The sequence below is a fragment of the Citrobacter sp. Awk 2 genome, assembly GCF_028069815.1.
Taxonomy (GTDB): domain Bacteria; phylum Pseudomonadota; class Gammaproteobacteria; order Enterobacterales; family Enterobacteriaceae; genus Citrobacter.
Genome location: NZ_JANEWL010000021.1, coordinates 1 through 22,640, shown reverse-complemented (window position 1 = coordinate 22,640; position 22,640 = coordinate 1). Strand labels below are relative to the sequence as shown.

The 22,640-nt window shown below is 50.9% G+C and carries 21 protein-coding genes; 13 read left to right on the top strand and 8 right to left on the bottom strand.

Features of this window, described 5'->3' with window-relative positions:
• Positions 1–21 precede the first annotated feature (21 nt).
• Positions 22–633 carry a Holliday junction branch migration protein RuvA gene (gene ruvA / locus NNO02_RS08070; RefSeq protein WP_137381569.1) on the top strand — a complete coding sequence of 204 codons (612 nt, stop codon included), beginning with the start codon at positions 22–24 and terminating at the stop codon, positions 631–633.
• Positions 634–641: 8 nt separating this feature from the next.
• Positions 642–1,652, top strand: coding sequence for a Holliday junction branch migration DNA helicase RuvB (ruvB, locus tag NNO02_RS08065; RefSeq protein ID WP_271450086.1), 1,011 nt, complete (start codon positions 642–644; stop codon positions 1,650–1,652).
• Between the two features lie 87 nt (positions 1,653–1,739).
• Here the strand turns inward: ruvB and znuB are convergent, their stop codons facing one another.
• Positions 1,740–2,525: a zinc ABC transporter permease subunit ZnuB gene (znuB, locus tag NNO02_RS08060; protein WP_271454544.1), complete on the bottom strand. Its 786-nt coding sequence runs from the start codon at positions 2,523–2,525 to the stop codon at positions 1,740–1,742.
• Positions 2,522–3,277, bottom strand: coding sequence for a zinc ABC transporter ATP-binding protein ZnuC (znuC, locus tag NNO02_RS08055; RefSeq protein ID WP_040232396.1), 756 nt, complete (start codon positions 3,275–3,277; stop codon positions 2,522–2,524). The genes znuB and znuC overlap by 4 nt, the downstream gene beginning before the upstream one ends.
• A gap of 78 nt (positions 3,278–3,355) precedes the next feature.
• Here znuC and znuA point away from each other — a divergent pair, with 78 nt between their 5' ends.
• From znuA to lpxM, 3 genes are all read left to right on the top strand, one after another.
• Positions 3,356–4,300, top strand: a complete 945-nt coding sequence (gene znuA / locus NNO02_RS08050; RefSeq protein WP_271454543.1) for a zinc ABC transporter substrate-binding protein ZnuA — start codon at positions 3,356–3,358, stop codon at positions 4,298–4,300.
• A gap of 15 nt (positions 4,301–4,315) precedes the next feature.
• Complete coding sequence (gene mepM, locus NNO02_RS08045; RefSeq protein ID WP_071887356.1) at positions 4,316–5,635, top strand: murein DD-endopeptidase MepM; 1,320 nt, start codon at positions 4,316–4,318, stop codon at positions 5,633–5,635.
• Positions 5,636–5,755: 120 nt separating this feature from the next.
• Complete coding sequence (gene lpxM, locus NNO02_RS08040) at positions 5,756–6,727, top strand: lauroyl-Kdo(2)-lipid IV(A) myristoyltransferase (RefSeq protein WP_271454542.1); 972 nt, start codon at positions 5,756–5,758, stop codon at positions 6,725–6,727.
• 84 nt (positions 6,728–6,811) lie between these two features.
• Here lpxM and pyk read toward each other — a convergent pair whose 3' ends face one another.
• Positions 6,812–8,254 (bottom strand): pyruvate kinase, encoded by a 1,443-nt coding sequence (gene pyk / locus NNO02_RS08035; RefSeq protein WP_137381575.1) that lies wholly within the window; start codon positions 8,252–8,254, stop codon positions 6,812–6,814.
• Between the two features lie 119 nt (positions 8,255–8,373).
• The gene (locus NNO02_RS08030) at positions 8,374–9,243 is read right to left on the bottom strand and encodes a MurR/RpiR family transcriptional regulator (protein ID WP_137381864.1); all 870 of its coding nucleotides are present in this window, start codon (positions 9,241–9,243) and stop codon (positions 8,374–8,376) included.
• Positions 9,244–9,783: 540 nt separating this feature from the next.
• On the opposite strand from NNO02_RS08030, the gene zwf reads away from it, so the two are divergent.
• The 3 genes from zwf (at position 9,784) to kdgA (ending at position 13,981) form a co-directional block, all read left to right on the top strand.
• Positions 9,784–11,259: a glucose-6-phosphate dehydrogenase gene (zwf, locus tag NNO02_RS08025; protein ID WP_137381576.1), complete on the top strand. Its 1,476-nt coding sequence runs from the start codon at positions 9,784–9,786 to the stop codon at positions 11,257–11,259.
• Between the two features lie 234 nt (positions 11,260–11,493).
• Positions 11,494–13,305 carry a phosphogluconate dehydratase gene (gene edd, locus NNO02_RS08020; RefSeq protein WP_086523748.1) on the top strand — a complete coding sequence of 604 codons (1,812 nt, stop codon included), beginning with the start codon at positions 11,494–11,496 and terminating at the stop codon, positions 13,303–13,305.
• 34 nt (positions 13,306–13,339) lie between these two features.
• Positions 13,340–13,981, top strand: a complete 642-nt coding sequence (gene kdgA, locus NNO02_RS08015) for a bifunctional 4-hydroxy-2-oxoglutarate aldolase/2-dehydro-3-deoxy-phosphogluconate aldolase (protein WP_005120716.1) — start codon at positions 13,340–13,342, stop codon at positions 13,979–13,981.
• 104 nt (positions 13,982–14,085) lie between these two features.
• On the opposite strand, the gene purT is transcribed toward kdgA, so the two are convergent.
• Positions 14,086–15,264, bottom strand: coding sequence for a formate-dependent phosphoribosylglycinamide formyltransferase (gene purT, locus NNO02_RS08010; RefSeq protein WP_271454541.1), 1,179 nt, complete (start codon positions 15,262–15,264; stop codon positions 14,086–14,088).
• Between the two features lie 132 nt (positions 15,265–15,396).
• On the opposite strand from purT, the gene yebG reads away from it, so the two are divergent.
• The 4 genes from yebG to ptrB all read left to right on the top strand — a co-directional run bounded on the left by yebG (position 15,397) and on the right by ptrB (position 19,077).
• Positions 15,397–15,687, top strand: coding sequence for a DNA damage-inducible protein YebG (gene yebG / locus NNO02_RS08005; protein WP_271450094.1), 291 nt, complete (start codon positions 15,397–15,399; stop codon positions 15,685–15,687).
• Positions 15,688–15,807: 120 nt separating this feature from the next.
• The gene (gene yebF, locus NNO02_RS08000; RefSeq protein ID WP_271441794.1) at positions 15,808–16,164 is read left to right on the top strand and encodes a protein YebF; all 357 of its coding nucleotides are present in this window, start codon (positions 15,808–15,810) and stop codon (positions 16,162–16,164) included.
• Positions 16,165–16,255: 91 nt separating this feature from the next.
• On the top strand, positions 16,256–16,915 hold the full coding sequence (locus tag NNO02_RS07995; RefSeq protein ID WP_271454540.1) for a tellurite resistance TerB family protein: 660 nt from the start codon (positions 16,256–16,258) through the stop codon (positions 16,913–16,915).
• 86 nt (positions 16,916–17,001) lie between these two features.
• Complete coding sequence (ptrB, locus tag NNO02_RS07990) at positions 17,002–19,077, top strand: oligopeptidase B (RefSeq protein ID WP_271454539.1); 2,076 nt, start codon at positions 17,002–17,004, stop codon at positions 19,075–19,077.
• Here ptrB and exoX read toward each other — a convergent pair.
• From exoX to NNO02_RS07975, 3 genes are all read right to left on the bottom strand, one after another.
• Entirely contained in the window at positions 19,059–19,721 is a 663-nt protein-coding gene (gene exoX, locus NNO02_RS07985; protein ID WP_271441797.1) for an exodeoxyribonuclease X, read from the bottom strand. The genes ptrB and exoX overlap by 19 nt on opposite strands.
• Before the next feature lie 23 nt (positions 19,722–19,744).
• Positions 19,745–20,401: a carbon-nitrogen hydrolase family protein gene (locus NNO02_RS07980; RefSeq protein WP_271450096.1), complete on the bottom strand. Its 657-nt coding sequence runs from the start codon at positions 20,399–20,401 to the stop codon at positions 19,745–19,747.
• A 106-nt stretch (positions 20,402–20,507) separates the two neighbouring features.
• Positions 20,508–20,738 (bottom strand): DNA polymerase III subunit theta, encoded by a 231-nt coding sequence (locus NNO02_RS07975; protein ID WP_005120732.1) that lies wholly within the window; start codon positions 20,736–20,738, stop codon positions 20,508–20,510.
• A gap of 145 nt (positions 20,739–20,883) precedes the next feature.
• On the opposite strand from NNO02_RS07975, the gene NNO02_RS07970 reads away from it, so the two are divergent.
• On the top strand, positions 20,884–22,635 hold the full coding sequence (locus NNO02_RS07970) for a recombinase family protein (RefSeq protein WP_271441799.1): 1,752 nt from the start codon (positions 20,884–20,886) through the stop codon (positions 22,633–22,635).
• The last annotated feature ends 5 nt before the right edge of the window (positions 22,636–22,640 follow it).

The window sequence follows — 22,640 nt, the reverse complement described above, 5'->3', positions numbered from 1 at the left end:
CCCTTAACGCAGGAGCGTCATGTGATAGGCAGACTCAGAGGCATCATTCTTGAAAAACAACCCCCACTGGTCCTTCTGGAAACGGGTGGGGTAGGCTATGAAGTACATATGCCGATGACCTGTTTCTACGAGCTGCCGGAAGCCGGGCAGGAAGCGATCATCTTCACGCATTTTGTGGTGCGCGAAGACGCACAGCTGCTGTATGGCTTTAACAATAAGCAAGAACGCACGCTGTTTAAAGAGCTAATTAAAACCAACGGCGTGGGGCCGAAGCTGGCGCTGGCGATCCTCTCCGGCATGTCTGCGCAGCAGTTCGTGAATGCTGTTGAGCGCGAAGAGCTTGGTGCGTTAGTGAAATTACCGGGTATCGGTAAGAAAACGGCGGAGCGTTTGATTGTCGAAATGAAAGACCGCTTTAAAGGACTGCATGGCGATCTCTTTACTCCGGCAGCCGATCTGGTGCTGACATCACCTGCCGGTCCGGTAAGTGATGACGCCGAGCAGGAAGCAGTTGCTGCGCTGGTAGCGTTAGGCTATAAACCACAAGAAGCCAGCCGCATGGTAAGCAAAATTGCTCGCCCTGATGCCAGCAGTGAAACCCTGATTCGCGAAGCCCTTCGCGCGGCATTGTGAGGTAAAGGATGATTGAAGCAGATCGCCTGATTTCGGCTGCCAGCACTACTCCTGAAGACCTGGTGGATCGTGCGATCCGCCCCAGATTGCTGGAAGAGTATATCGGCCAGCCTCAGGTACGTTCGCAGATGGAAATTTTTATCCAGGCGGCGAAGCTGCGCGGTGATGCCCTCGATCACCTGCTGATTTTTGGTCCTCCGGGTCTTGGTAAAACCACGCTTGCCAATATTGTTGCCAATGAAATGGGCGTCAACCTGCGTACTACGTCCGGTCCGGTGCTGGAAAAAGCAGGCGATCTGGCGGCTATGCTCACCAACCTTGAACCCCATGATGTGCTGTTTATTGATGAAATCCATCGCTTGTCGCCGGTAGTGGAAGAGGTGTTGTATCCGGCAATGGAAGACTATCAGCTGGATATCATGATTGGCGAAGGCCCGGCAGCACGTTCAATTAAAATCGATCTGCCGCCGTTTACCCTGATTGGTGCCACAACGCGTGCGGGTTCGTTAACGTCTCCACTGCGCGATCGCTTTGGCATTGTGCAGCGCCTGGAGTTCTATCAGGTCGCTGATCTTCAGCACATTGTTGGACGCAGTGCCCGCTTTATGGGGCTGGAGATGAGTGACGAAGGGGCGCTGGAGGTTGCACGCCGGGCACGCGGTACGCCGCGTATTGCTAACCGTTTACTGCGTCGTGTGCGTGATTTCGCCGAAGTGAAGCATGACGGCACCATCTCGGCGGATATCGCGGCCCAGGCACTGGATATGCTCAATGTCGATGCTGAAGGCTTCGATTATATGGACCGCAAGCTGTTGCTGGCGGTGATCGATAAATTCTTTGGTGGTCCGGTCGGGTTGGATAACCTGGCGGCGGCAATCGGCGAAGAACGTGAAACCATTGAGGACGTGCTGGAACCGTATTTGATTCAGCAAGGCTTTCTACAACGTACCCCACGTGGGCGCATGGCAACGGTGCGGGCATGGAACCACTTTGGCATTACACCGCCGGAAATGCCTTAAGCCCCAATAATGCCTGATGGCGCTACGCTCATCAGGCCTGGCGATTTTGTAGGCCCGGTAAGCGCAGCGCCACCGGGCAACACATGCTCAGCTCGCTTGCTTCTTCATCATACTAAAGATAAACAGCAGCGCAGCGCAAAGCACCACGGATGGCCCCGCCGGTGTGTCATAAAACGCTGAGAAGGTCAGCCCGCCTGTAACCGCTATCATCCCTACACCTACGGCAACGCCTGCCATCTGCTCTGGCGTACGCGCAAAACGGCGTGCGGTAGCCGCAGGAATAATCAGCAGTGAGGTGATAATCAGTGCCCCGACGAATTTCATCGCCACACCAATAGTGAGTGCTGTGACCAGCATCAGCAATAGCTTGACACGTTGCAGCTTCACGCCATCAACAAAAGCCAGATCCGGGCTGATAGTCATCGACAGCAGGTTACGCCACTGCCAGAACAGAATAGCCAGTACAACCACGACACCAGTGGCAATGGCCACCAGATCTTCTGGGGTGACGGCGAGCAGATCGCCAAACAGATAGGCCATCAGATCCACACGAATGTTCGACATCAGGCTGACAACCACCAGGCCTAATGACAGCGCGCTGTGCGCCATAATACCGAGCAGGGTATCAATCGCGAGGTGCGGGCGCTTCTCCAGCCATACCAGGCCTGCGGCCAGCAACAGGGTGACGACGATAACAGCATAAAAGGGGTTTACATCCAGCAGCAGACCAAACGCAACGCCCAGCAGAGATGCGTGCGCCAGCGTATCGCCAAAATAAGACATCCGACGCCAGACCACAAACGAGCCAAGCGGGCCAGCAGCGCAGGCCAGCATGATCCCGGCTAACCAGCCGGGTAATAATAATTCAATCATGAGTGACCATTTCCCCGGCGTAAAACAATGCGACCCTGTAAATCGTGGCGATGATTATGGTTGTGACGGTAAATTCCGAGTTGTTCAGCGCCGCGTTGCCCGAACATAGAAATGAATTCGGGGTGCATTGAAACCACCTCTGGTGTGCCGGAGCAGCAAATGTGGTGGTTCAGACACAGGACTTCGTCGGTTTTTGCCATGACCAGATGCAGGTCATGGGAGACCATCAGCACGGCGCAATCCAGCTCACGTCGCAACTGATCGATAAGATCGTACAGTGCAACCTGACCATTCACATCCACTCCCTGCGTCGGTTCATCGAGCACCAGGAGCTGTGGTTTATTAAGCAAAGCACGGGCCAGCAAGACACGCTGCGTTTCCCCGCCGGACAGTTTTTGCATCGGAGCATCCATCAGATGCCCGGCCTGAACACGCTTTAGCGCAGGGAGAATGTCGGCTTTCTTTGTGCCAGGACGTAAGCGCAAAAAGCGGCTCACCGTCAGCGGAAGTGTTGTATCGAGGTAGAGTTTTTGCGGTACATAGCCAATTCGCAAATGCCCGTTGCGCTTGATAACCCCTTCATCAGCCGCTACCAGCCCCAATACAACGCGCACCAGCGTAGACTTTCCGGCCCCATTTGGGCCAAGAAGCGTTAAAATTTTGCCGGGTCGAAGTTCAAGCGATACGTCAGAAAGGACGCGGCGTTGACCATAAGAGACCGAGACATTTTCCAGTGAAACCAAAGTCGTCATATCAATTTTAGTCTTGCAGAAGTTATAGAATGTTATAATATCACATTTCTCACATTCGTTACGATGATTGGTCGCATTATGTTACATAAAAATACGCTTCTTTTCGCAGCATTATCCGCTGCTCTTTGGGGTAGTGCAACTCAGGCAGCAAATGCCGCTGTAGTGGCGTCACTTAAGCCGTTGGGCTTTATTGCTTCAGCGATTGCAGATGGGGTTACAGACACCCAGGTTCTGCTGCCTGACGGGGCTTCCGAACACGATTATTCGCTGCGCCCTTCAGATGTAAAACGCTTACAGAACGCGGACTTAGTAGTTTGGAACGGTCCGGAAATGGAGGCGTTTATGGAAAAGTCAGTCAAGAATATTCCTAACGCAAAACAGGTAACGATTGCGCAGCTCAATGACGTGAAACCGTTACTCATGAAAGGCGCTGACGATGATGATGACGATCATGGGCATAACGACGCTCACGGCGAAAAAAGTGACGAGCATCACCATCATGGTGATTACAACATGCATCTTTGGCTTTCCCCAGAGATAGCGCGGGCCTCAGCGGTTGCAATCCATGATAAATTAGTGGAACTTATGCCGCAAAGTCGAGCCAAACTTGACGCCAACCTGAAGGATTTTGAGGCACAATTAGCCGCAACCGATAAGCAGGTAGGTAACGAGCTCGCACCGCTCAAGGGGAAAGGGTATTTTGTTTTTCATGACGCCTATGGCTACTACGAAAAACACTACGGGCTAACACCGCTTGGTCACTTTACCGTGAACCCTGAGATTCAACCTGGTGCGCAGCGTTTACATGAAATAAGAACACAGTTGGTTGAGCAAAAAGCAACCTGCGTTTTTGCTGAGCCACAGTTCAGGCCAGCGGTCGTTGAAGCCGTAGCGAGAGGGACATCCGTTCGAATGGGAACGTTGGATCCCCTCGGAACGAATATCAAACTGGGTAAAACAAGCTATTCAGCGTTTCTGAACCAATTAGCCAACCAGTATGCGAGCTGCCTGAAAGGAGATTAATGAGGAAGTGAATACGTGCAACAGATAGCCCGCTCTGTCGCTCTGGCATTTAATAATTTGCCGCGACCCCATCGTGTTATGTTGGGGTCGCTTACTGTTCTGACATTGGCCGTCGCAGTCTGGCGGCCTTATGTATACCATCCCGACTCTGCACCCATCGTTAAAACCATTGAGCTGGAAAAAAGCGAGATACGTTCACTGCTGCCAGAGGCCAGCGAACCTATCGATCAAGCCGCTCAGGAAGATGAAGCTATCCCTCAGGACGAACTCGATGACAAGACCTCTGGCGAAGCCGGGGTTCACGAGTATGTTGTTTCTACCGGCGATACGCTGAGCAGTATTCTGAACCAGTACGGCATTGATATGGGCGATATCAGCCAGCTTGCCGCATCTGATAAAGATTTACGTAACCTAAAAATTGGCCAGCAACTTTCCTGGACACTGTCTTCGGAAGGTGATTTGCAGCGCCTGACCTGGGAAGTCTCCCGCCGTGAAACCCGTACTTATGATCGTACGGCAACGGGTTTCAAAATGAGCAGTGAAATGCAGCAAGGTGACTGGGTCAACAGCCGCATCAACGGTACGGTGGGCGGTAGTTTTGTCGCCAGTGCAAGAGATGCCGGCCTGACCAGCTCTGAAATCAGCGCGGTGATTAAAGCGATGCAATGGCAGATGGACTTTCGCAAGCTGAAGAAAGGCGATGAGTTCTCCGTTTTGATGTCTCGCGAGATGCTGGACGGTAAACGTGAACAAAGCCAACTGCTGGGTGTTCGTTTGCGCTCTGAAGGCAAAGATTATTACGCGATCCGTGCTGAAGACGGTAAATTCTATGACCGTAACGGGACCGGGCTTGCTAAAGGGTTTATGCGTTTCCCTACGGCGAAGCAATTCCGTATTTCGTCAAACTTCAATCCACGTCGCCTGAATCCGGTAACCGGACGGGTTGCACCGCACAAAGGTGTCGACTTTGCGATGCCGCAAGGTACGCCGGTGCTGTCAGTCGGTGATGGTGAAGTGGTGGTCGCGAAACGCAGTGGCGCGGCCGGATACTATGTTGCTGTTCGTCACGGTCGCACTTACACCACCCGTTACATGCACCTGCGTAAGCTGCTGGTTAAACCAGGGCAAAAAGTGAAACGAGGTGATCGTATTGCGCTGTCAGGTAACACTGGGCGTTCTACTGGCCCGCACCTGCACTACGAAGTATGGGTCAACCAGCAGGCTGTGAACCCGTTGACGGCAAAACTGCCGCGTACGGAAGGGCTGAGCGGTTCAGATCGTACCGAGTACCTGGCACAGGTGAAAGAGGTTCTGCCTCAGTTACGCTTCGATTAATAAATACACGGACAGAGCCGGTACGCTATGCGTGCCGGCTTTTTTATTTTGTACGGGACACGGTGCGCCGCTACACTATCAGCAGATTTACTTTTTCGCGGCCCCCGATACTGGAAGAGCATGGAAACGAAAAAAAAGAGTATTGAGTATATCCCTGAGTTTCATAAATCATTCCGTCACCCGCGCTACTGGGGCGCCTGGCTTGGCGTGGCAGCGATTGCAGGGATTGCATTAACGCCAGCATCATTTCGCGATCCCATTCTGGCGAAACTGGGACGGCTTGCCGGACGGCTGGGGAAAAGTTCGCGTCGTAGAGCGCTTATCAATTTATCCCTCTGTTTTCCTGAGCGCAGCGAAGCCGAGCGTGAGGCCATCGTTGATGAGATGTTTGCGACTGCGCCTCAGGCGATGGTTATGATGGCAGAATTAGCCATGCGCGGTCCGGAGAAAATCCAGCACCGCGTTGACTGGCAGGGCCTGGAAATTATCGATGAGATGCGACGCAACGAGGAAAAGGTGATTTTTCTCGTCCCTCACGGCTGGGGTGTTGATATTCCGGCAATGCTGATGGCATCTCAAGGCCAGAAAATGGCAGCGATGTTCCATAACCAGGGCAATCCGGTATTTGACTATGTCTGGAATACGGTACGTCGACGTTTTGGCGGCCGTTTACATGCACGTAACGACGGTATTAAACCTTTTATTCAGTCAGTTCGGCAGGGATACTGGGGATATTACTTACCGGATCAGGACCACGGCCCGGAGCACAGCGAGTTTGTGGATTTCTTCGCGACCTATAAAGCAACGTTACCGGCAATTGGTCGTCTGATGAAGGTTTGTCATGCGCGCGTAATACCGCTGTTCCCGGTGTACGATGGCAAAACGCATCGTCTGACGATTCAGGTACGCCCACCCATGGATGACATTCTGACGGCCGATGACCATACCATTGCCAGACGGATGAATGAAGAAGTGGAGATTTTTGTCACCCCGCATCTCGAACAATACACCTGGATTCTGAAACTGCTAAAGACCCGCAAACCCGGCGAAATCGAACCGTATAAACGCAAAGATCTTTATCCTAAGAAATAGAAAAAGCCTCTCGTTCGAGAGGCTTTTTTGTATCAGATGACCCGTCGCTGAATAGCGAGTAATATCAGGCAGTCAGCAGCGTCGTTATTCTACAGTCAGAATACGTGTGGTGTTGGTGGAACCGATGGTGCTCATGACATCACCCTGAGTCACAATCACCAGATCGCCTGACACCAGGTAACCTTTGTCGCGCAGCAGATTGACCGCTTCGTTGGCAGCCACTACACCGTCAGTTTCGCTGTCAAAGTGGACCGGCGTAACGCCACGGTACAGAGAGGTCAGATTCAGCGTACGCTCATGACGAGACATCGCGAAAATTGGCAGGCCAGAACTGATGCGGGATGTCATCAGCGCAGTACGGCCGGACTCGGTCATGGCGATGATAGCGGTAACGCCTTTCAGATGGTTCGCGGCATACATCGCTGACATAGCGATAGCTTCTTCTACATTATCAAACTGTACGTCGAGACGGTGTTTAGAAACGTTGATGCTCGGGATTTTCTCTGCACCCAGACAGACGCGGGCCATCGCTGCGACGGTTTCCGCCGGGTACTGGCCTGCGGCAGTTTCTGCAGACAGCATAACGGCATCAGTCCCATCCAGAACGGCGTTTGCCACGTCCATGACTTCTGCACGGGTCGGCATTGGGTTAGTGATCATCGACTCCATCATCTGCGTTGCGGTAATTACCGCACGGTTCAGTTGACGTGCGCGACGGATCAACGCTTTCTGAATACCGACCAGCTCCGGGTCACCGATTTCCACGCCCAGGTCACCACGCGCAACCATTACCACGTCAGAGGCAAGGATGATGTCATCCATCGCATTCTGATCGCAGACGGCTTCAGCACGCTCTACCTTGGCAACGATTTTCGCATCGCAGCCTGCGTCGCGCGCCAGGCGGCGGGCATAATTCAGATCTTCGCCGCAGCGAGGGAAGGAGACCGCCAGATAGTCAACGCTGATTTGCGCTGCAGTAATGATGTCTGCTTTGTCTTTTTCCGTCAGCGCTTCAGCAGAAAGGCCACCGCCAAGTTTGTTGATGCCTTTATTGTTGGAGAGCGGGCCACCGACAGTGACTTCGGTGAAAACTTTCATACCCTGAACTTCCAGCACTTTGAGCTGTACGCGACCATCATCCAGCAGCAGGATATCGCCCGGCACGACGTCAGCAGGCAGACCTTTGTAATCGATGCCGACTTTTTCTTTGTCGCCTTCACCTTTACCGAGGTTGGCGTCTAACAGGAATTTGTCGCCAACATTGAGAAATACTTTGCCTTCTTTAAAGGTCGATACGCGGATTTTAGGTCCCTGCAGGTCACCCAAAATAGCTACATGACGCCCCAGTTTGGCGGCAATCTCACGGACTTTATCCGCCCGCATTTTGTGATCTTCTGGAGAGCCGTGTGAAAAGTTCATACGTACAACGTTCGCCCCAGCGGCGATAATTTTTTCAAGGTTGTTATCGCGGTCAGTTGCCGGGCCTAACGTGGTAACGATTTTGGTTCTGCGAAGCCTTCTGGACATGTAATACTCCGTTGACTGAAACAACTAGGTGTTGCGTGAACATTGATCCGGCCGTTCTCGAACATAAACGGTAAAATGAACGACCCGGATGATAAAAGGGTAGAACATTGTTATTGCTTTTAGCGGTCATCACTCTTGATGAGTAATTCTTTATCAAAACGCGATTCCTTGAGCGCTTCCTTGACACGCTTCAAGTTATCTCTAAATTTTGCCCCACGGCGCAAAGTAAATCCTGTAGCCAGCACATCTATCACGGTAAGTTGAGCAAGTCGAGAGACCATGGGCATATAAATGTCAGTATCTTCCGGTACATCGAGGGTAATTGCCAGCGTTGCTTCACGTGCCAGCGGAGTACCAGGAGATGTCAGGGCAATCACCATGGCATCGTTTTCTCTTGCCAGTTGTGCCAGTTCCACCAGACTTTTGGTTCTTCCGGTGTGTGAAATGAGCACAATGACATCGTCATCACTACAATTCATACAGCTCATGCGTTGCAGAACGATGTCGTCGGAATAGATAACCGGAACGTTAAAACGGAAAAATTTATTCATGGCGTCATGCGCCACCGCAGCGGAGGAACCTAGCCCAAAAAAGGCTATTTTCTTCGCCTGAGTGAGCAAATCAACCGCACGATTTACCGCCACGTTATCCAGAGACTGACGAACATGGTCAAGGCTTGCCATTGCAGACTCGAAGATTTTCCCCGTGTAGGATTCAACGCTGTCATCCTCATCCACATTGCGATTAACATATGGGGTACCATTTGCCAGACTTTGCGCCAGATGCAGTTTAAAATCAGGAAAGCCACGCGTATCCATGCTGCGACAGAAACGATTAACGGTCGGTTCGCTGACATTGGCTTCCAGCGCCAGCGCAGCAATGCTCGAATGGATTGCCTGGTCTGGTGAGGTAAGAATAACGTCAGCAACTTTACGTTCTGACTTGCTCAAATGTTCCAGTTTTAACTGGATTTTTTCCAGCATATTCATGATGTAGGTGGACTCATGGGTCATGGGCAAAAGCGATTTCAGCAATATGGGGAAATCGGGGCATAATTTTGTTATACACGGCATACTTCGAGCCGCAGGGGCGTTGGCTATGTTAACTCACCTGAATCACTTACTTGAGTAAGCTCATCGGGAGGGAATGAGGGACATCCTTCTGCAGGGAAAATTCGTTCCTGACGAGTTTGTCACACTCTTGCCGCTGTCCTGCAACGCGAATTATTTTGTGTATAGATACTACCCCTGGGAGCGAAGGAACGGGGCAAAATGGAGAGAATAGTTGTTGTTTTTTTTCATTACATGATCGAAGTCTGGTTTTCATACTTCTTCATGGGTACGAAAAAAAACGACTTTTTTATCCATTTTGAGCCCAACAGGCGTCTCTTTAGCCGCTGTTTTCGGTAACAGCACGGCTGGATAAGCGTTTACGGTTCACGGAATCACGTAAAAGCAGTACAGTGCATTGTAAGAAAATTACAACCAGTGTCTGGCAAAAGCACCAGGCACTCAATTGAGGAGAATGACATGGCGGTAACGCAAACAGCCCAGGCATGTGACCTGGTCATTTTCGGCGCGAAGGGCGACCTGGCGCGACGGAAATTGCTGCCTTCCCTGTATCAACTGGAAAAGGCCGGTCAGATTAACCCGGATACCCGTATCATTGGAGTAGGGCGTGCTGATTGGGACAAAGCTGCCTATACCAAGGTTGTACGCGAAGCGCTCGAAACTTTCATGAAAGAAAAAATTGATGAAAGTTTATGGGAAACCCTCAGCGGCCGTCTGGATTTTTGTAACCTGGACGTCAATGACACCGCCGCATTTAGCCGTCTGGGCGAGATGTTGGATCAAAAATCACGTACCACGATTAACTATTTCGCAATGCCGCCAAGCACCTTTGGCGCGATCTGCAAAGGTTTGGGTGAAGCAAAACTTAATGCTAAACCTGCGCGTGTCGTGATGGAAAAACCGCTGGGTACTTCGCTCGCGACATCCCGTGAAATCAACGACCAGGTGGGTGAGTATTTCGAAGAATGCCAGGTTTACCGCATCGACCACTATCTTGGTAAAGAGACGGTTCTGAACCTGCTGGCGCTGCGTTTCGCTAACTCCTTGTTTGTAAATAACTGGGATAATCGCACTATCGACCACGTAGAAATTACGGTGGCGGAAGAAGTGGGTATTGAAGGACGCTGGGGCTATTTTGACCAGGCAGGTCAAATGCGGGATATGATCCAGAACCACCTGCTGCAGATCCTCTGCATGATCGCAATGTCTCCTCCGGCTGATCTGAGCGCCGACAGCATTCGCGATGAGAAAGTCAAGGTACTGAAATCGCTGCGTCGCATCGATCGCTCGAACGTGCGTGAAAAAACGGTTCGCGGTCAGTACACCACCGGTTTTGCCCAGGGTAAAAAGGTACCGGGTTACCTGGAAGAAGAGGGCGCGAATAAGAGCAGCAACACGGAAACGTTTGTGGCGATCCGCGTCGATATCGATAACTGGCGCTGGACGGGTGTACCGTTCTACCTGCGTACCGGTAAACGTTTACCAACCAAGTGCTCTGAAGTGGTGGTTTACTTCAAAACACCTGAGCTGAATCTGTTTAAAGAATCCTGGCAGGATCTGCCGCAGAACAAGCTGACTATTCGTTTGCAGCCTGATGAAGGGGTTGATATCCAGGTACTGAACAAAGTGCCGGGTCTGGACCACAAACATAATCTGCAAATCACTAAGCTGGATCTGAGCTACTCAGAAACTTTCAACCAAACGCACCTGGCCGACGCCTATGAGCGCCTGCTGTTGGAAACCATGCGCGGTATTCAGGCTCTGTTTGTGCGTCGCGATGAGGTCGAAGAAGCCTGGAAGTGGGTGGATTCAATTACCGAAGCCTGGGCGATGGATAACGAGTCGCCGAAGCCTTATCAGGCAGGAACCTGGGGACCGGTTGCGTCTGTGGCCATGATCACCCGTGACGGCCGTTCCTGGAACGAATTCGAGTAAAAGATCATCTAGCCATTAGGTGTTATTTTACCGGTAACATGATCTAACACAGATTGTAGAATAATTTTTGCACTTTTAAACCTCGCGTGGATTCACCCGCGAGGTTTTTTTTATTACACTGCCTGAAACGATTTTGCCCCTGAGCTACGGCTAACAAGCGATTCAGCAATATTTAGTGATGCTGAGTAACACTGTTTACCCAACCGCTCTGACAGATAAATTTTAGGAGCCTCTATGAATCCGAATTTGTTACGCGTAACACAACGTATCGTCGAACGTTCCCGGGACACGCGTTCCGCCTACCTCGCGCGAATCGAACAGGCTAAAACGACTACCGTCCATCGTTCACAACTGGCGTGCGGTAATCTGGCGCATGGTTTTGCCGCCTGTCAGCCGGAGGATAAAGCCTCGCTAAAAAGCATGTTGCGTAACAATATCGCGATCATTACCTCCTATAACGACATGCTTTCCGCGCACCAACCGTATGAACACTATCCGGCCATCATTCGTAAAGCACTACATGAAGCCAATGCAGTGGGCCAGGTTGCTGGTGGCGTACCTGCGATGTGCGACGGGGTGACCCAGGGTCAGGACGGCATGGAGCTTTCTCTGTTAAGTCGTGAAGTCATTGCGATGTCGGCGGCCGTGGGGCTCTCACACAATATGTTCGATGGTGCGCTGTTCCTTGGCGTATGTGACAAGATTGTCCCGGGCCTGGTCATGGCGGCGCTTTCCTTCGGTCATCTGCCTTCAATCTTCATCCCTTCAGGCCCGATGGCGAGTGGCCTGGCGAACAAAGAGAAAGTGCGTATTCGTCAACTGTATGCCGAAGGCAAAGTAGATCGTATGGCACTGCTCGAATCCGAGGCTGCGTCTTATCATGCACCGGGTACCTGTACGTTTTACGGCACCGCTAACACTAACCAGATGGTCGTGGAGTTTATGGGCATGCAGTTGCCAGGCTCCTCTTTTGTGCACCCGGATGCACCACTGCGTGAAGCATTGACCGCAGCGGCGGCCCGTCAGGTAACACGTCTGACCGGGAACGGTAACGAGTGGATGCCGATCGGTAAAATGATCGATGAAAAAGTTGTGGTAAACGGTATTGTCGCGCTGCTGGCGACCGGCGGTTCAACCAACCATACGATGCACCTTGTGGCTATGGCGCGTGCAGCCGGTATTCTGATTAACTGGGATGACTTCTCCGACCTGTCCGATATCGTGCCGCTGATGGCGCGTTTGTACCCGAATGGCCCTGCAGACATTAACCATTTCCAGGCTGCTGGCGGTGTGCCTGTACTAATGCGTGAACTGCTGAACGCGGGTCTGTTACATGAAGATGTGAATACCGTGGCCGGATTCGGTTTATCGCGTTATACCCTGGAGCCGTGGCTGAATAACGGTGAACTGGACTGGCGCGAAGGCGCGGAAAAATCGCTGGACAGCAATGTGATTGCTGCCTTTGACCAGCCATTCTCCCATCATGGCGGCACTAAAGTACTGAGTGGCAATCTGGGGCGTGCGGTGATGAAAACCTCAGCTGTTCCAGTTGAAAATCAAGTGATTGAAGCGCCTGCCGTGGTCTTCGAAAGTCAACATGATGTGTTACCGGCATTTGATGCGGGTCTGCTTGACCGGGATTGTGTGGTCGTTGTGCGCCATCAGGGACCAAAAGCGAACGGAATGCCAGAATTACATAAACTCATGCCGCCACTTGGTGTATTATTGGACCGTTGTTTCAAAATTGCGTTAGTTACTGATGGACGACTTTCAGGTGCTTCAGGTAAAGTGCCTTCAGCAATCCATGTAACCCCAGAAGCCTACGATGGCGGGCTGCTGGCGAAAGTGCGTGATGGCGACATCATTCGTGTGAATGGACAGACAGGTGAATTGACGCTGCTGGTTGATGAAGAGGAACTTGCCTCTCGTCAGCCTCACATTCCTGACCTTAGCGCTTCGCGCGTGGGTACCGGGCGTGAAATGTTCAGCGCGTTGCGTGAAAAGCTGTCCGGTGCGGAGCAGGGCGCAACCTGTATCACTTTTTAAGACTTAATTTGTAATCAGGCGAGAGAAAACTCTGATGAAAAACTGGAAGACAAGTGCAGAAGCAATCCTGACCACTGGCCCGGTTGTACCGGTTATCGTGGTTAACAAACTGGAACACGCTGTGCCGATGGCAAAAGCGTTAGTTGCAGGGGGCGTGCGCGTTCTGGAAGTGACGTTACGTACCGCATGTGCGATGGATGCTATTCGTGCAATCGCGAAAGAAGTACCGGATGCTATCGTCGGTGCGGGTACTGTGCTGAATCCACAGCAACTGGCTGAAGTTACTGCGGCTGGCGCTCAGTTTGCGATTAGCCCGGGTCTGACCGAGCCGCTGCTGAAAGCAGCAACCGAAGGGACGATTCCGCTGATCCCTGGTATCAGCACCGTTTCTGAACTGATGCTGGGTATGGACTACGGCTTGAAAGAGTTCAAATTCTTCCCGGCTGAAGCGAACGGCGGTACGAAAGCACTGCAGGCAATCGCGGGTCCATTCTCTCAGGTTCGTTTCTGCCCGACTGGCGGTATCTCCCCGGCGAACTACCGTGATTACCTGGCCCTGAAAAGCGTGCTGTGCATTGGCGGTTCCTGGCTGGTTCCGGCGGATGCGCTGGAAGCGGGTGATTACGATCGTATTACCAAACTGGCTCGCGAAGCGGTTGAAGGCGCGAAGCAGTAAGCCGTTAATGCGTATACCGTAGGCCCGATGTCGGCGCGTCAGCGCCGACATCGGGCTTTGCCGGATGCGGCATCAATGCCTTATCCGGCCTACGGGGCTGGTTTTTATCCGGTAACTTTCACCAGTGCGGCGGCGTCTTTCGCACGTTCAACCGCGTCTTCAATGGTCTGCGCTGTAGCCAGTACCACCCCTAAACGACGACTCCCGTCGATCTCCGGCTTACCAAAGAATCGTACTTGCAGGCCAGCGCCCACGGCAGACTGTACGTTATCAAACGTCACATTCTGGCTGGTAAGTTGCGGCAGAATAACGGCGGAAGCAGAAGGTCCGTATTGACGGATTGCGCCAACGGGCAGACCGAGAAATGCGCGTACGTGCAGGGCAAACTCAGACAGGTCCTGCGATATTAAGGTCACCATTCCGGTATCGTGTGGGCGAGGGGATACTTCGCTGAAAATGACTTCGTCACCGCAGACAAACAGCTCCACACCAAATAATCCGTGGCCGCCCAATGCCAGTACCACTTTCCGGGCAATCTCCTGCGCCCGCGCTAATGCCAGTTCGCTCATCTGCTGTGGCTGCCAGGATTCGCGATAATCACCGTCTTCCTGGCGATGACCTACCGGTGCGCAAAAATGTACGCCGTCAATGGCGCTGACGGTAAGCAGTGTGATTTCAAAATCGAAATTCACTACGCCTTCGACGATGACACGCCCGGCGCCAGCCCGCCCACCCTGTTGGGCATAGTTCCAGGCTTCGGTTAGCTGTTCGGCGGAGCGGATAAAGCTCTGTCCTTTACCAGAAGAACTCATTACCGGTTTTACGATGCAGGGATAACCGATTTCCTCTACGGCCTCGCGAAAACGCATTTCACTGTCGGCGAAGCGGAAAGATGATGTTGGTAAAGATAACTCGTCGGCGGCGAGGCGACGGATGCCTTCCCGGTTCATGGTCAGTTGAGTCGCACGTGCACAAGGCACTACGTTCAGGCCTTCCTGCTCCAGTTTTACCAGCATATCTGTGGCGATGGCTTCGATTTCTGGCACGATAAAATGTGGTTTTTCATGCTCGACTACCTGGCGCAATGCATCGCCATCCAACATGTTGATGACGTAGGAACGATGAGTAACGTGCATCGCTGGTGCGTCGGGGTAACGATCCACGGCAATGACTTCCACACCCAGGCGTTGGCATTCAATCGCCACTTCTTTACCCAGTTCACCTGAACCTAATAACATCACACGCGTTGCTGCAGGACGCAGTGCTGTGCCAAATAACGTCATAAATTAATCCCCTGTTTCAACTAGGCGCAGTATATACGAAAACGTTTGCGTCTGTCTTTATTACCAGGTTGATTTCAGGGATGAAAAAGAATATGCTGTATATAAATACAGGTAATTTAAGAGGCTGCAAAAATGGCGGTTGAAGTTAAATACGTAGTCATTCGGGAAGGTGAGGAAAAAATGTCGTTTACCAGTAAAAAGGAAGCCGATGCGTATGACAAGATGCTCGATACAGCCGATCTGCTCGACACATGGCTGGAACAATCACCGGTAGCGCTGGAAGATGAGCAGCGTGAAGCGCTTTCTCTGTGGCTTGCTGAGCAAAAAGAGGTGCTAAGCGCCATCCTGAAAAACGGCAAGCTGCCTTCTCCACAGGTGGTCGACAGCGACACATCTGCTGAGGATGATACCCAGGCGGCCTGAAGCGACTTGCGCTCCTGATATTTTGTACCATGCTTTTCCCTGAATCATTGTGCAATCTCTGACAGCCTTCACACCGCGGGTCTGCGGCCTGAAGGACGAAGGGGAGATAAGGAGAAAAGAATGTATAAAAAAAGAGCGCTGTTGAGCCTGCTGTTATTATCTGCCAGCGTATCAGTATTTGCGGCGAATACGGAAAGTAAGTCAGTTAAGTTTCCAAACTGTGAAGGCCTGGATGCTGATGGTATCGCGGCCAGCGTAAAACGTGATTATCTGCAGAATCGCATTGTGCGCTGGGCCGACGATCAAAAGAAACTTGGTCAGCTTGACCCGGTAGCGTGGGCCAATCCGCAGGATATTGTCGGTAAAGATGGGCAGTGGACAGTCCCCCTGACCGTGCGCGGCAAAAGCAGCGACATTCAATATCAGGTAAAGCTTGATTGCAAAGCTGGCACAGCAGAGTATCAGGTGCGTCAGTAGCTGAATTTGCACATCTTTTGATGACCTGAACACTTCCTGACATCCCCTCGGGTACGCTTTGATGATTATTCGTCTGTACTTGAGGGGCAACATGGCTAACTGGCTGAATCAACTACAATCTCTTCTTGGGCAAAAAGCATCATCTGCGACATCTTCTGGTGAACAAGGGCTTAGCAAACTGCTGGTGCCTGGCGCGCTAGGCGGTCTGGCAGGATTACTGGTTGCTAACAAATCCTCACGTAAATTACTCAGTAAATACGGAACCAGTGCGCTGCTGGTCGGTGGGGGCGCAGTGGCCGGCACGGTGTTATGGAACAAGTACAAAGATAAGGTTCGTGCGGCGCATCAGGGGGAATCACAATTTGGTGCACAGAGCTCACCGCTGGATGAGCGAACTGAGCGTCTGATCCTGGCGCTGGTTTTTGCGGCGAAAAGCGATGGGCATATCGATGCTAAAGAGCGTGCGGCCATTGAACATCAACTCCGTGAAGCAGGTGTCGAAGAGCAGGGGCGTGTTCTGATTGAGCGTGCGATTGAACAACCACTCGACCCGCAGCGTCTGGCTCAGGGGGTCCGTAATGAAGAAGAGGCACTGGAAATTTACTTCCTGAGCTGTGCGGCAATTGATATCGACCACTTTATGGAGCGCAGTTATCTGAATGCGTTGGGTGATGCGTTGAAGATTCCGCAGGATGTTCGCGAAGGGATTGAGCAAGATCTTAAGCAACAAAAACAGGCTCTGCCGGGTTAAATAGTTACTGCGCAGGAGCATGTTTCGCTTGCATCATTGCTGACTTTTGCCACCCTTATAGAATGTTTAAGCAAAAGAACAATGACATGCTACCTAAAGCTCCTCGTATCCCCTACGCCATGACGCAGCATGGCGATACTCGTGTTGATAATTATTACTGGCTGCGAGATGACACCCGCTCGCAGCCAGAAGTATTGAATTACCTGCAACAAGAAAATGCGTATGGCCGCCAGGTGATGGCTTCGCAGCAAGCTTTGCAGGATCGTGTTCTGAAAGAGATTATCGACCGTATTCCCCCTCAGGATGTGTCCGCACCGTATGTGAAAAATGGGTACCGCTATCGCCATCTCTATGAACCGGGGTGTGAATATGCCATTTATCAGCGTCAGTCTGCTCTCAGTGAAGAGTGGGATGAATGGGATACCTTGCTGGATGGGAACCAGCGCGCAGCCCATAGCGAATTCTATACATTAGGTGGTCTGGCAATATCACCGGATAATACCATTATGGCGCTGGCGGAGGATTACCTTTCCCGCCGGCAATATGGCGTGCGCTTTCGCAACTTACAAACGGGTAACTGGTACCCGGAGGTACTTGAAAACGTCGAGCCGGAATTAGTCTGGGCTAACGACTCGCAGACTTTCTATTATGTCCGCAAGCATGAAACCACATTGCTGCCGTATCAGGTCTGGCGGCATACTGTCGGTTCACCATCCACTGATGATGAGCTGGTGTATGAAGAGGCTGATGATATGTTTTATGTCAGTCTGCATAAAACCACCTCGCAGCACTATGTTGTTATTCATATTGCGAGTGCAACCACCAGCGAGGTTTTGCTCATTGATGCAGAACTGGCTGATGCCGAGCCACTGGTCTTTTTGACGCGTCGGAAAGACCATGAATACAGTCTCGATCATTATCAGCACGCGTTTTATCTGCGCTCAAACCGTCAGGGTAAAAACTTCGGTCTGTACCGTACCCGAGTACGAGACGAACACGCCTGGGAGACGCTAATCCCTGCGCGTGACAGTGTCATGCTGGAGGGCTTTACGCTGTTCACCGACTGGCTGGTGGTGGAAGAACGGCAACAGGGGTTAACCAGCCTGCGGCAGATCAATCGCAAAACGCGCGAAGTAATAGGGATTGCCTTTGACGATCCCGCCTATGTGACCTGGCTGGCTTATAATCCCGAGCCGGAGACATCGCGCCTGCGCTATGGCTATTCCTCCATGACTACGCCGGACACACTGTTCGAGCTGGATATGGATACTGGCGAGCGCCGTGTACTTAAGCAGACCACTGTCCCCGGTTTCGACGCTGCAAATTACCGCAGTGAACACGTGTGGATAACCGCGCGCGATGGTACAGAGGTACCTGTCTCGCTGGTCTACCACAAGCAGCATTTCCGTAAAGGGAAAAATCCATTATTGGTGTATGGCTATGGTTCATATGGCGCAAGCATGGACGCTGATTTCAGCAGCAGCCGCTTAAGCTTATTGGATCGTGGCTTTGTGTACGCGATCGCCCACGTGCGTGGCGGTGGTGAATTGGGGCAGCAATGGTATGAAGATGGTAAATTTCTGCGCAAGAAAAATACCTTCAATGACTATCTTGACGTCTGTGATGCACTGCTCAAACTGGGTTATGGATCACCTTCATTGTGTTATGGGATGGGAGGAAGCGCCGGGGGAATGCTGATGGGTGTTGCCATCAACGAGCGTCCGACACTTTTTCACGGTGTTATTGCCCAGGTGCCATTTGTCGATGTGGTGACCACCATGCTGGATGAGTCAATTCCGCTGACAACCGGTGAGTTTGAAGAGTGGGGTAATCCGCAGGACAAAGAATATTACACCTACATGAAAAGCTACAGCCCATACGATAATGTCACCGCACAGGATTATCCGCATCTGTTGGTTACCACAGGGCTACACGATTCCCAGGTGCAATACTGGGAACCGGCGAAGTGGGTGGCGAAACTGCGTGAAATGAAAACAGACGATCATCTGTTGCTATTGTGTACGGACATGGACTCCGGGCATGGCGGTAAATCCGGGCGTTATAAATCCTATGAAGGCGTGGCCCTCGAGTTTGCTTTTTTAATTGGTCTCGCGCAGGGAACACTGCCTGGTCAGGCGGCAACTCAGGCGTTATCCAGATAGTGTTTCAGCGTTAGGCGCAATTCCGGGCTCATATTGTCAAGGTTATTAAACAGCCAGCGCAAATAGCCCGGATCGCGTTCAGCGACTTCAGATACCGGTTTCCCGCGGTATTTCCCGAAGGTAAATGTGGTTAGCAACGCAGGACGACCGGTGACATCGGCCATTTGCTCCGGGGTCCAGCCGGACGTCTGCATAATGTCGATCAGCAGTGCCGCCGTGATGTAGCAGTCATAAAGCGCGCGGTGGTGGTGTAGACCAGACGGTGTCTGGACGCTCAGCTTGCGGGATTTATAGAGCGCCATATTGCTGTATTTGATCCCCGGCCACAGGCGGCGGGAAAGCTTCATGGTGCAAATCCATTCCCCCGGCATTTCGGGCAGCACACGCCGATCAAAACTGGCGTTATGCGCCACGTACCACTCGCTGCCGTAATAGTGCGGGATGACATCTTCAATCCACGGTTTATCCGCTACCATCGCTTCAGTGATGTGATGGATAGCCATGGCTTGTGGACTGATGGGACGGTCAGGGCGCACCAGATGGCTCATGGGATTAACGATCGTTCCGTCAACGACATCGACAGATGCAATCTCAACAATGCCTCCCTGCAGACCACAGGTTTCTGTATCTATTATGCGCAACATGCCGGGCTCCAGACCAAAAACGACTAGCGTAATGGAATGATATCACCTTGCCAACCCCGTGGCGTGCGTTGACCGGTTAACAGTAATGAACCGCTGTCGGCGCGTACAATTAACCGACCACGTTCATCCCACAATGCGCTGCTGCCACGGGCATTGGCCATCAGTACCGCAATGGCGAATTTATGCGAAAAACTTTGCAGGCGCGAAGCGGAAGAGAGCAGTTCTGGTTCGCTGACGGACTGACAGGTTGTGAATAGCGAAAATGTCGGGTCGATATCAATACCTTCCGGCTGGCTGTCGACCACGCTGATGGCATTTCGTTGCCTGGCGATACAGGCGCCATGGCTTTGATGAAACATTAACGGCGAGCTCATCCAGGGAGAGAAAAGCGCTATTCCCTTCACAAATCGATCGTGATGCTCTACCGACAACCCGGCAATGATGGTCATACGATACGTGGCCGCGGCGTGGGCGAGGGGTTGCAATAACTCTTCATCGGGCGGGGCTGGGAGAGCGTCGTCTTCGTCCACACATCCCAACAGGGACAATGATGGAAAAACCAACAATTCGCATTGGCATTTAGCCGCTTCATGAATGAACTGCAAATGATGGGCGACGTGTTCGCTTAATGATCTTTGAAGTGGTTCGTACTGCGCTGCAGCAATTTTCCAGTGTGACATAATGATTTCCTTTTCATAGTGTCTACAACCATCCTTAAATAATAGATTAAGAATGTGCTTATACTGTAGCAGGCATCATGTAAGGAATCGTAACTTAATATAAGGTTTATTTTACTTTAGGCTCGTAAGGTAAACGTGAGAGGGAAACGGAAGCTAAACGGTGCGCGATCAGGCGTTCACGGAACCAGTCGCGTAAATGTGCAGGCTGTTCACGCTCGACAACTTCAGCAACGACAGGCATGTTGTAGCGCTCTTTAAATGCGACGCCTGCCGCAGCCAGATCGACGTTAACCTTGTCCATTTCTGCTTGCTCAAGTTTGGCCAGATTAATATTCATACGTTTCTCCTTATCTCTCCATTGGCGCGCAAAAGTTACTAAGAGTGCGCATTAATGGCAAGCCATAATTTAAATAGATGCCAATCAATGCAACAGTGTAAACTTGTGAGATCCACAATGAAACAGGCGGACAGATACACCATATATGAAAAAATTATACAGCTATATTCGCTGGTCAAGCCAGAAACAAACGGTGGGGACATCTTTAGCTAGGCAGACAGAAGCCGCACGCAAATATGCTGCTGAGAATGGCTTGGAATACGCAGAAATTAGAGATGCTGGGGTATCCGCATTTAAAGGTAAAAATATTACACATGGTGCTTTAGGTGCATTTATTCAGGCTGTCAAAGATGGGGTTATAGAAAAGGATTCAACCATTTTTATTGAAAACTTGGACCGACTCACACGAAGCGGAGTGGGTACTGCACAAAAGTTATTACTTGATTTGCTCGATCTAGGCTTGACAGTGGTAACAGGTATGGATCAGCGCGTTTATACGATGGAATCAGCAAACGAGAACCTTACAGATATGTTGATCTCGCTGTTGATGTTCAGTAGGTCTAACGAAGAATCTAAAACTAAACAGAATCGCACCAACGCTACCGCTATGGCGCTTGTTACACGTTTTAAGCAAGGTCACCCCACCAACATAAAAAATATGAGTAACGATCCATGGTGGTTTGACGCAAGTGGTTCAAAATATGAAGCTGTTAAACCACATCCTGTTCACTGGATTGCAGCACAAAAGGCAATAGAACTGTTCCTTTTGGGCTGGGGCTGTTTCCGTGTCACTGCATATCTGAATTCACATTTGGACTTTTATCCAGCCCCAAAACCAACAAAGAAGCGGATTGATCAAGGTATAAAAAAATGGACTGTCCCTAACTTAGTGACGATGAGAAAAAACCCAGCATTAATGGGGGTGAAGAAACTGACAATTGAAGGTTATGAACACAAATTAGATGGGTATTACCCTGCTTTGGTGACGCCTGAACAGTTTGCACGTATCCAAGACATCAGAACCGGAAACAAGCTTGTACAAGGCGAACAGAAAAAGATGATCAGCCTTTTGTCTGGACTAGGTGTTCTGAAGTGTGGGCTATGTGGTGGCCCTATGATTGCGTATAGTAGAGAAGGGCGACTCCGCTATGTCTGTTTAAATGGAAAAATTCAGAAATCGACCTGTAAAGTCTGGTCAGTCAACGGAAGTATTATTGAGAATTTAACAGCCCGTGCTCTGATATACGGGTATACGCATAGTATCCTACTAGGAAACACAAAAGCAGAAGATTTGACGCCATTAATTGAATCTAAAGAGACTGAACTCAGATTAGTAAAAAAACAACTAACTCATCAGGCACAAGCGATAAGCACAACAGGGCCAATTCAGGCACTAATAGAACAAGTCACAGTGCTTTCGCAGCGTGAGCAATCCCTATTGTTAGAACTGGACTCTCTGAAACAGAAATTGTCTCTACAGGGGTCAGAAAGCGACTTGAATGAGTTGATCATAGATATTCTCAGTCTGTTTTCTGAGGAACTATTGAATGATGTCACTCATACTGACCGGATGCAAATTCGCGAGGTTGTAAGAAAGTGCCTACCTGAAATCACTATTTCAAAATTAGAAGACAAAGCACTGAAAATTGAATTCAGATTTCAAGATTATAGTTACATGACTTTTCAAGGGGTTATGAAGGGTAACGAAAAATCTTATAAGATTACTAGGACCCCACAGGATCACATTTATGCAAAGGTTGCAGCTGTATTTTCAGATGCTCTAGAAACATCTTTAGACGCTTCAGATATCGATGGCTACATGGCTTCATCAGACAGGTTAGTCGCTGCATTGGGACTCCCGGAGCCACTAGGAAGAGACTTTTTCTCGAAGAGATAATGTAA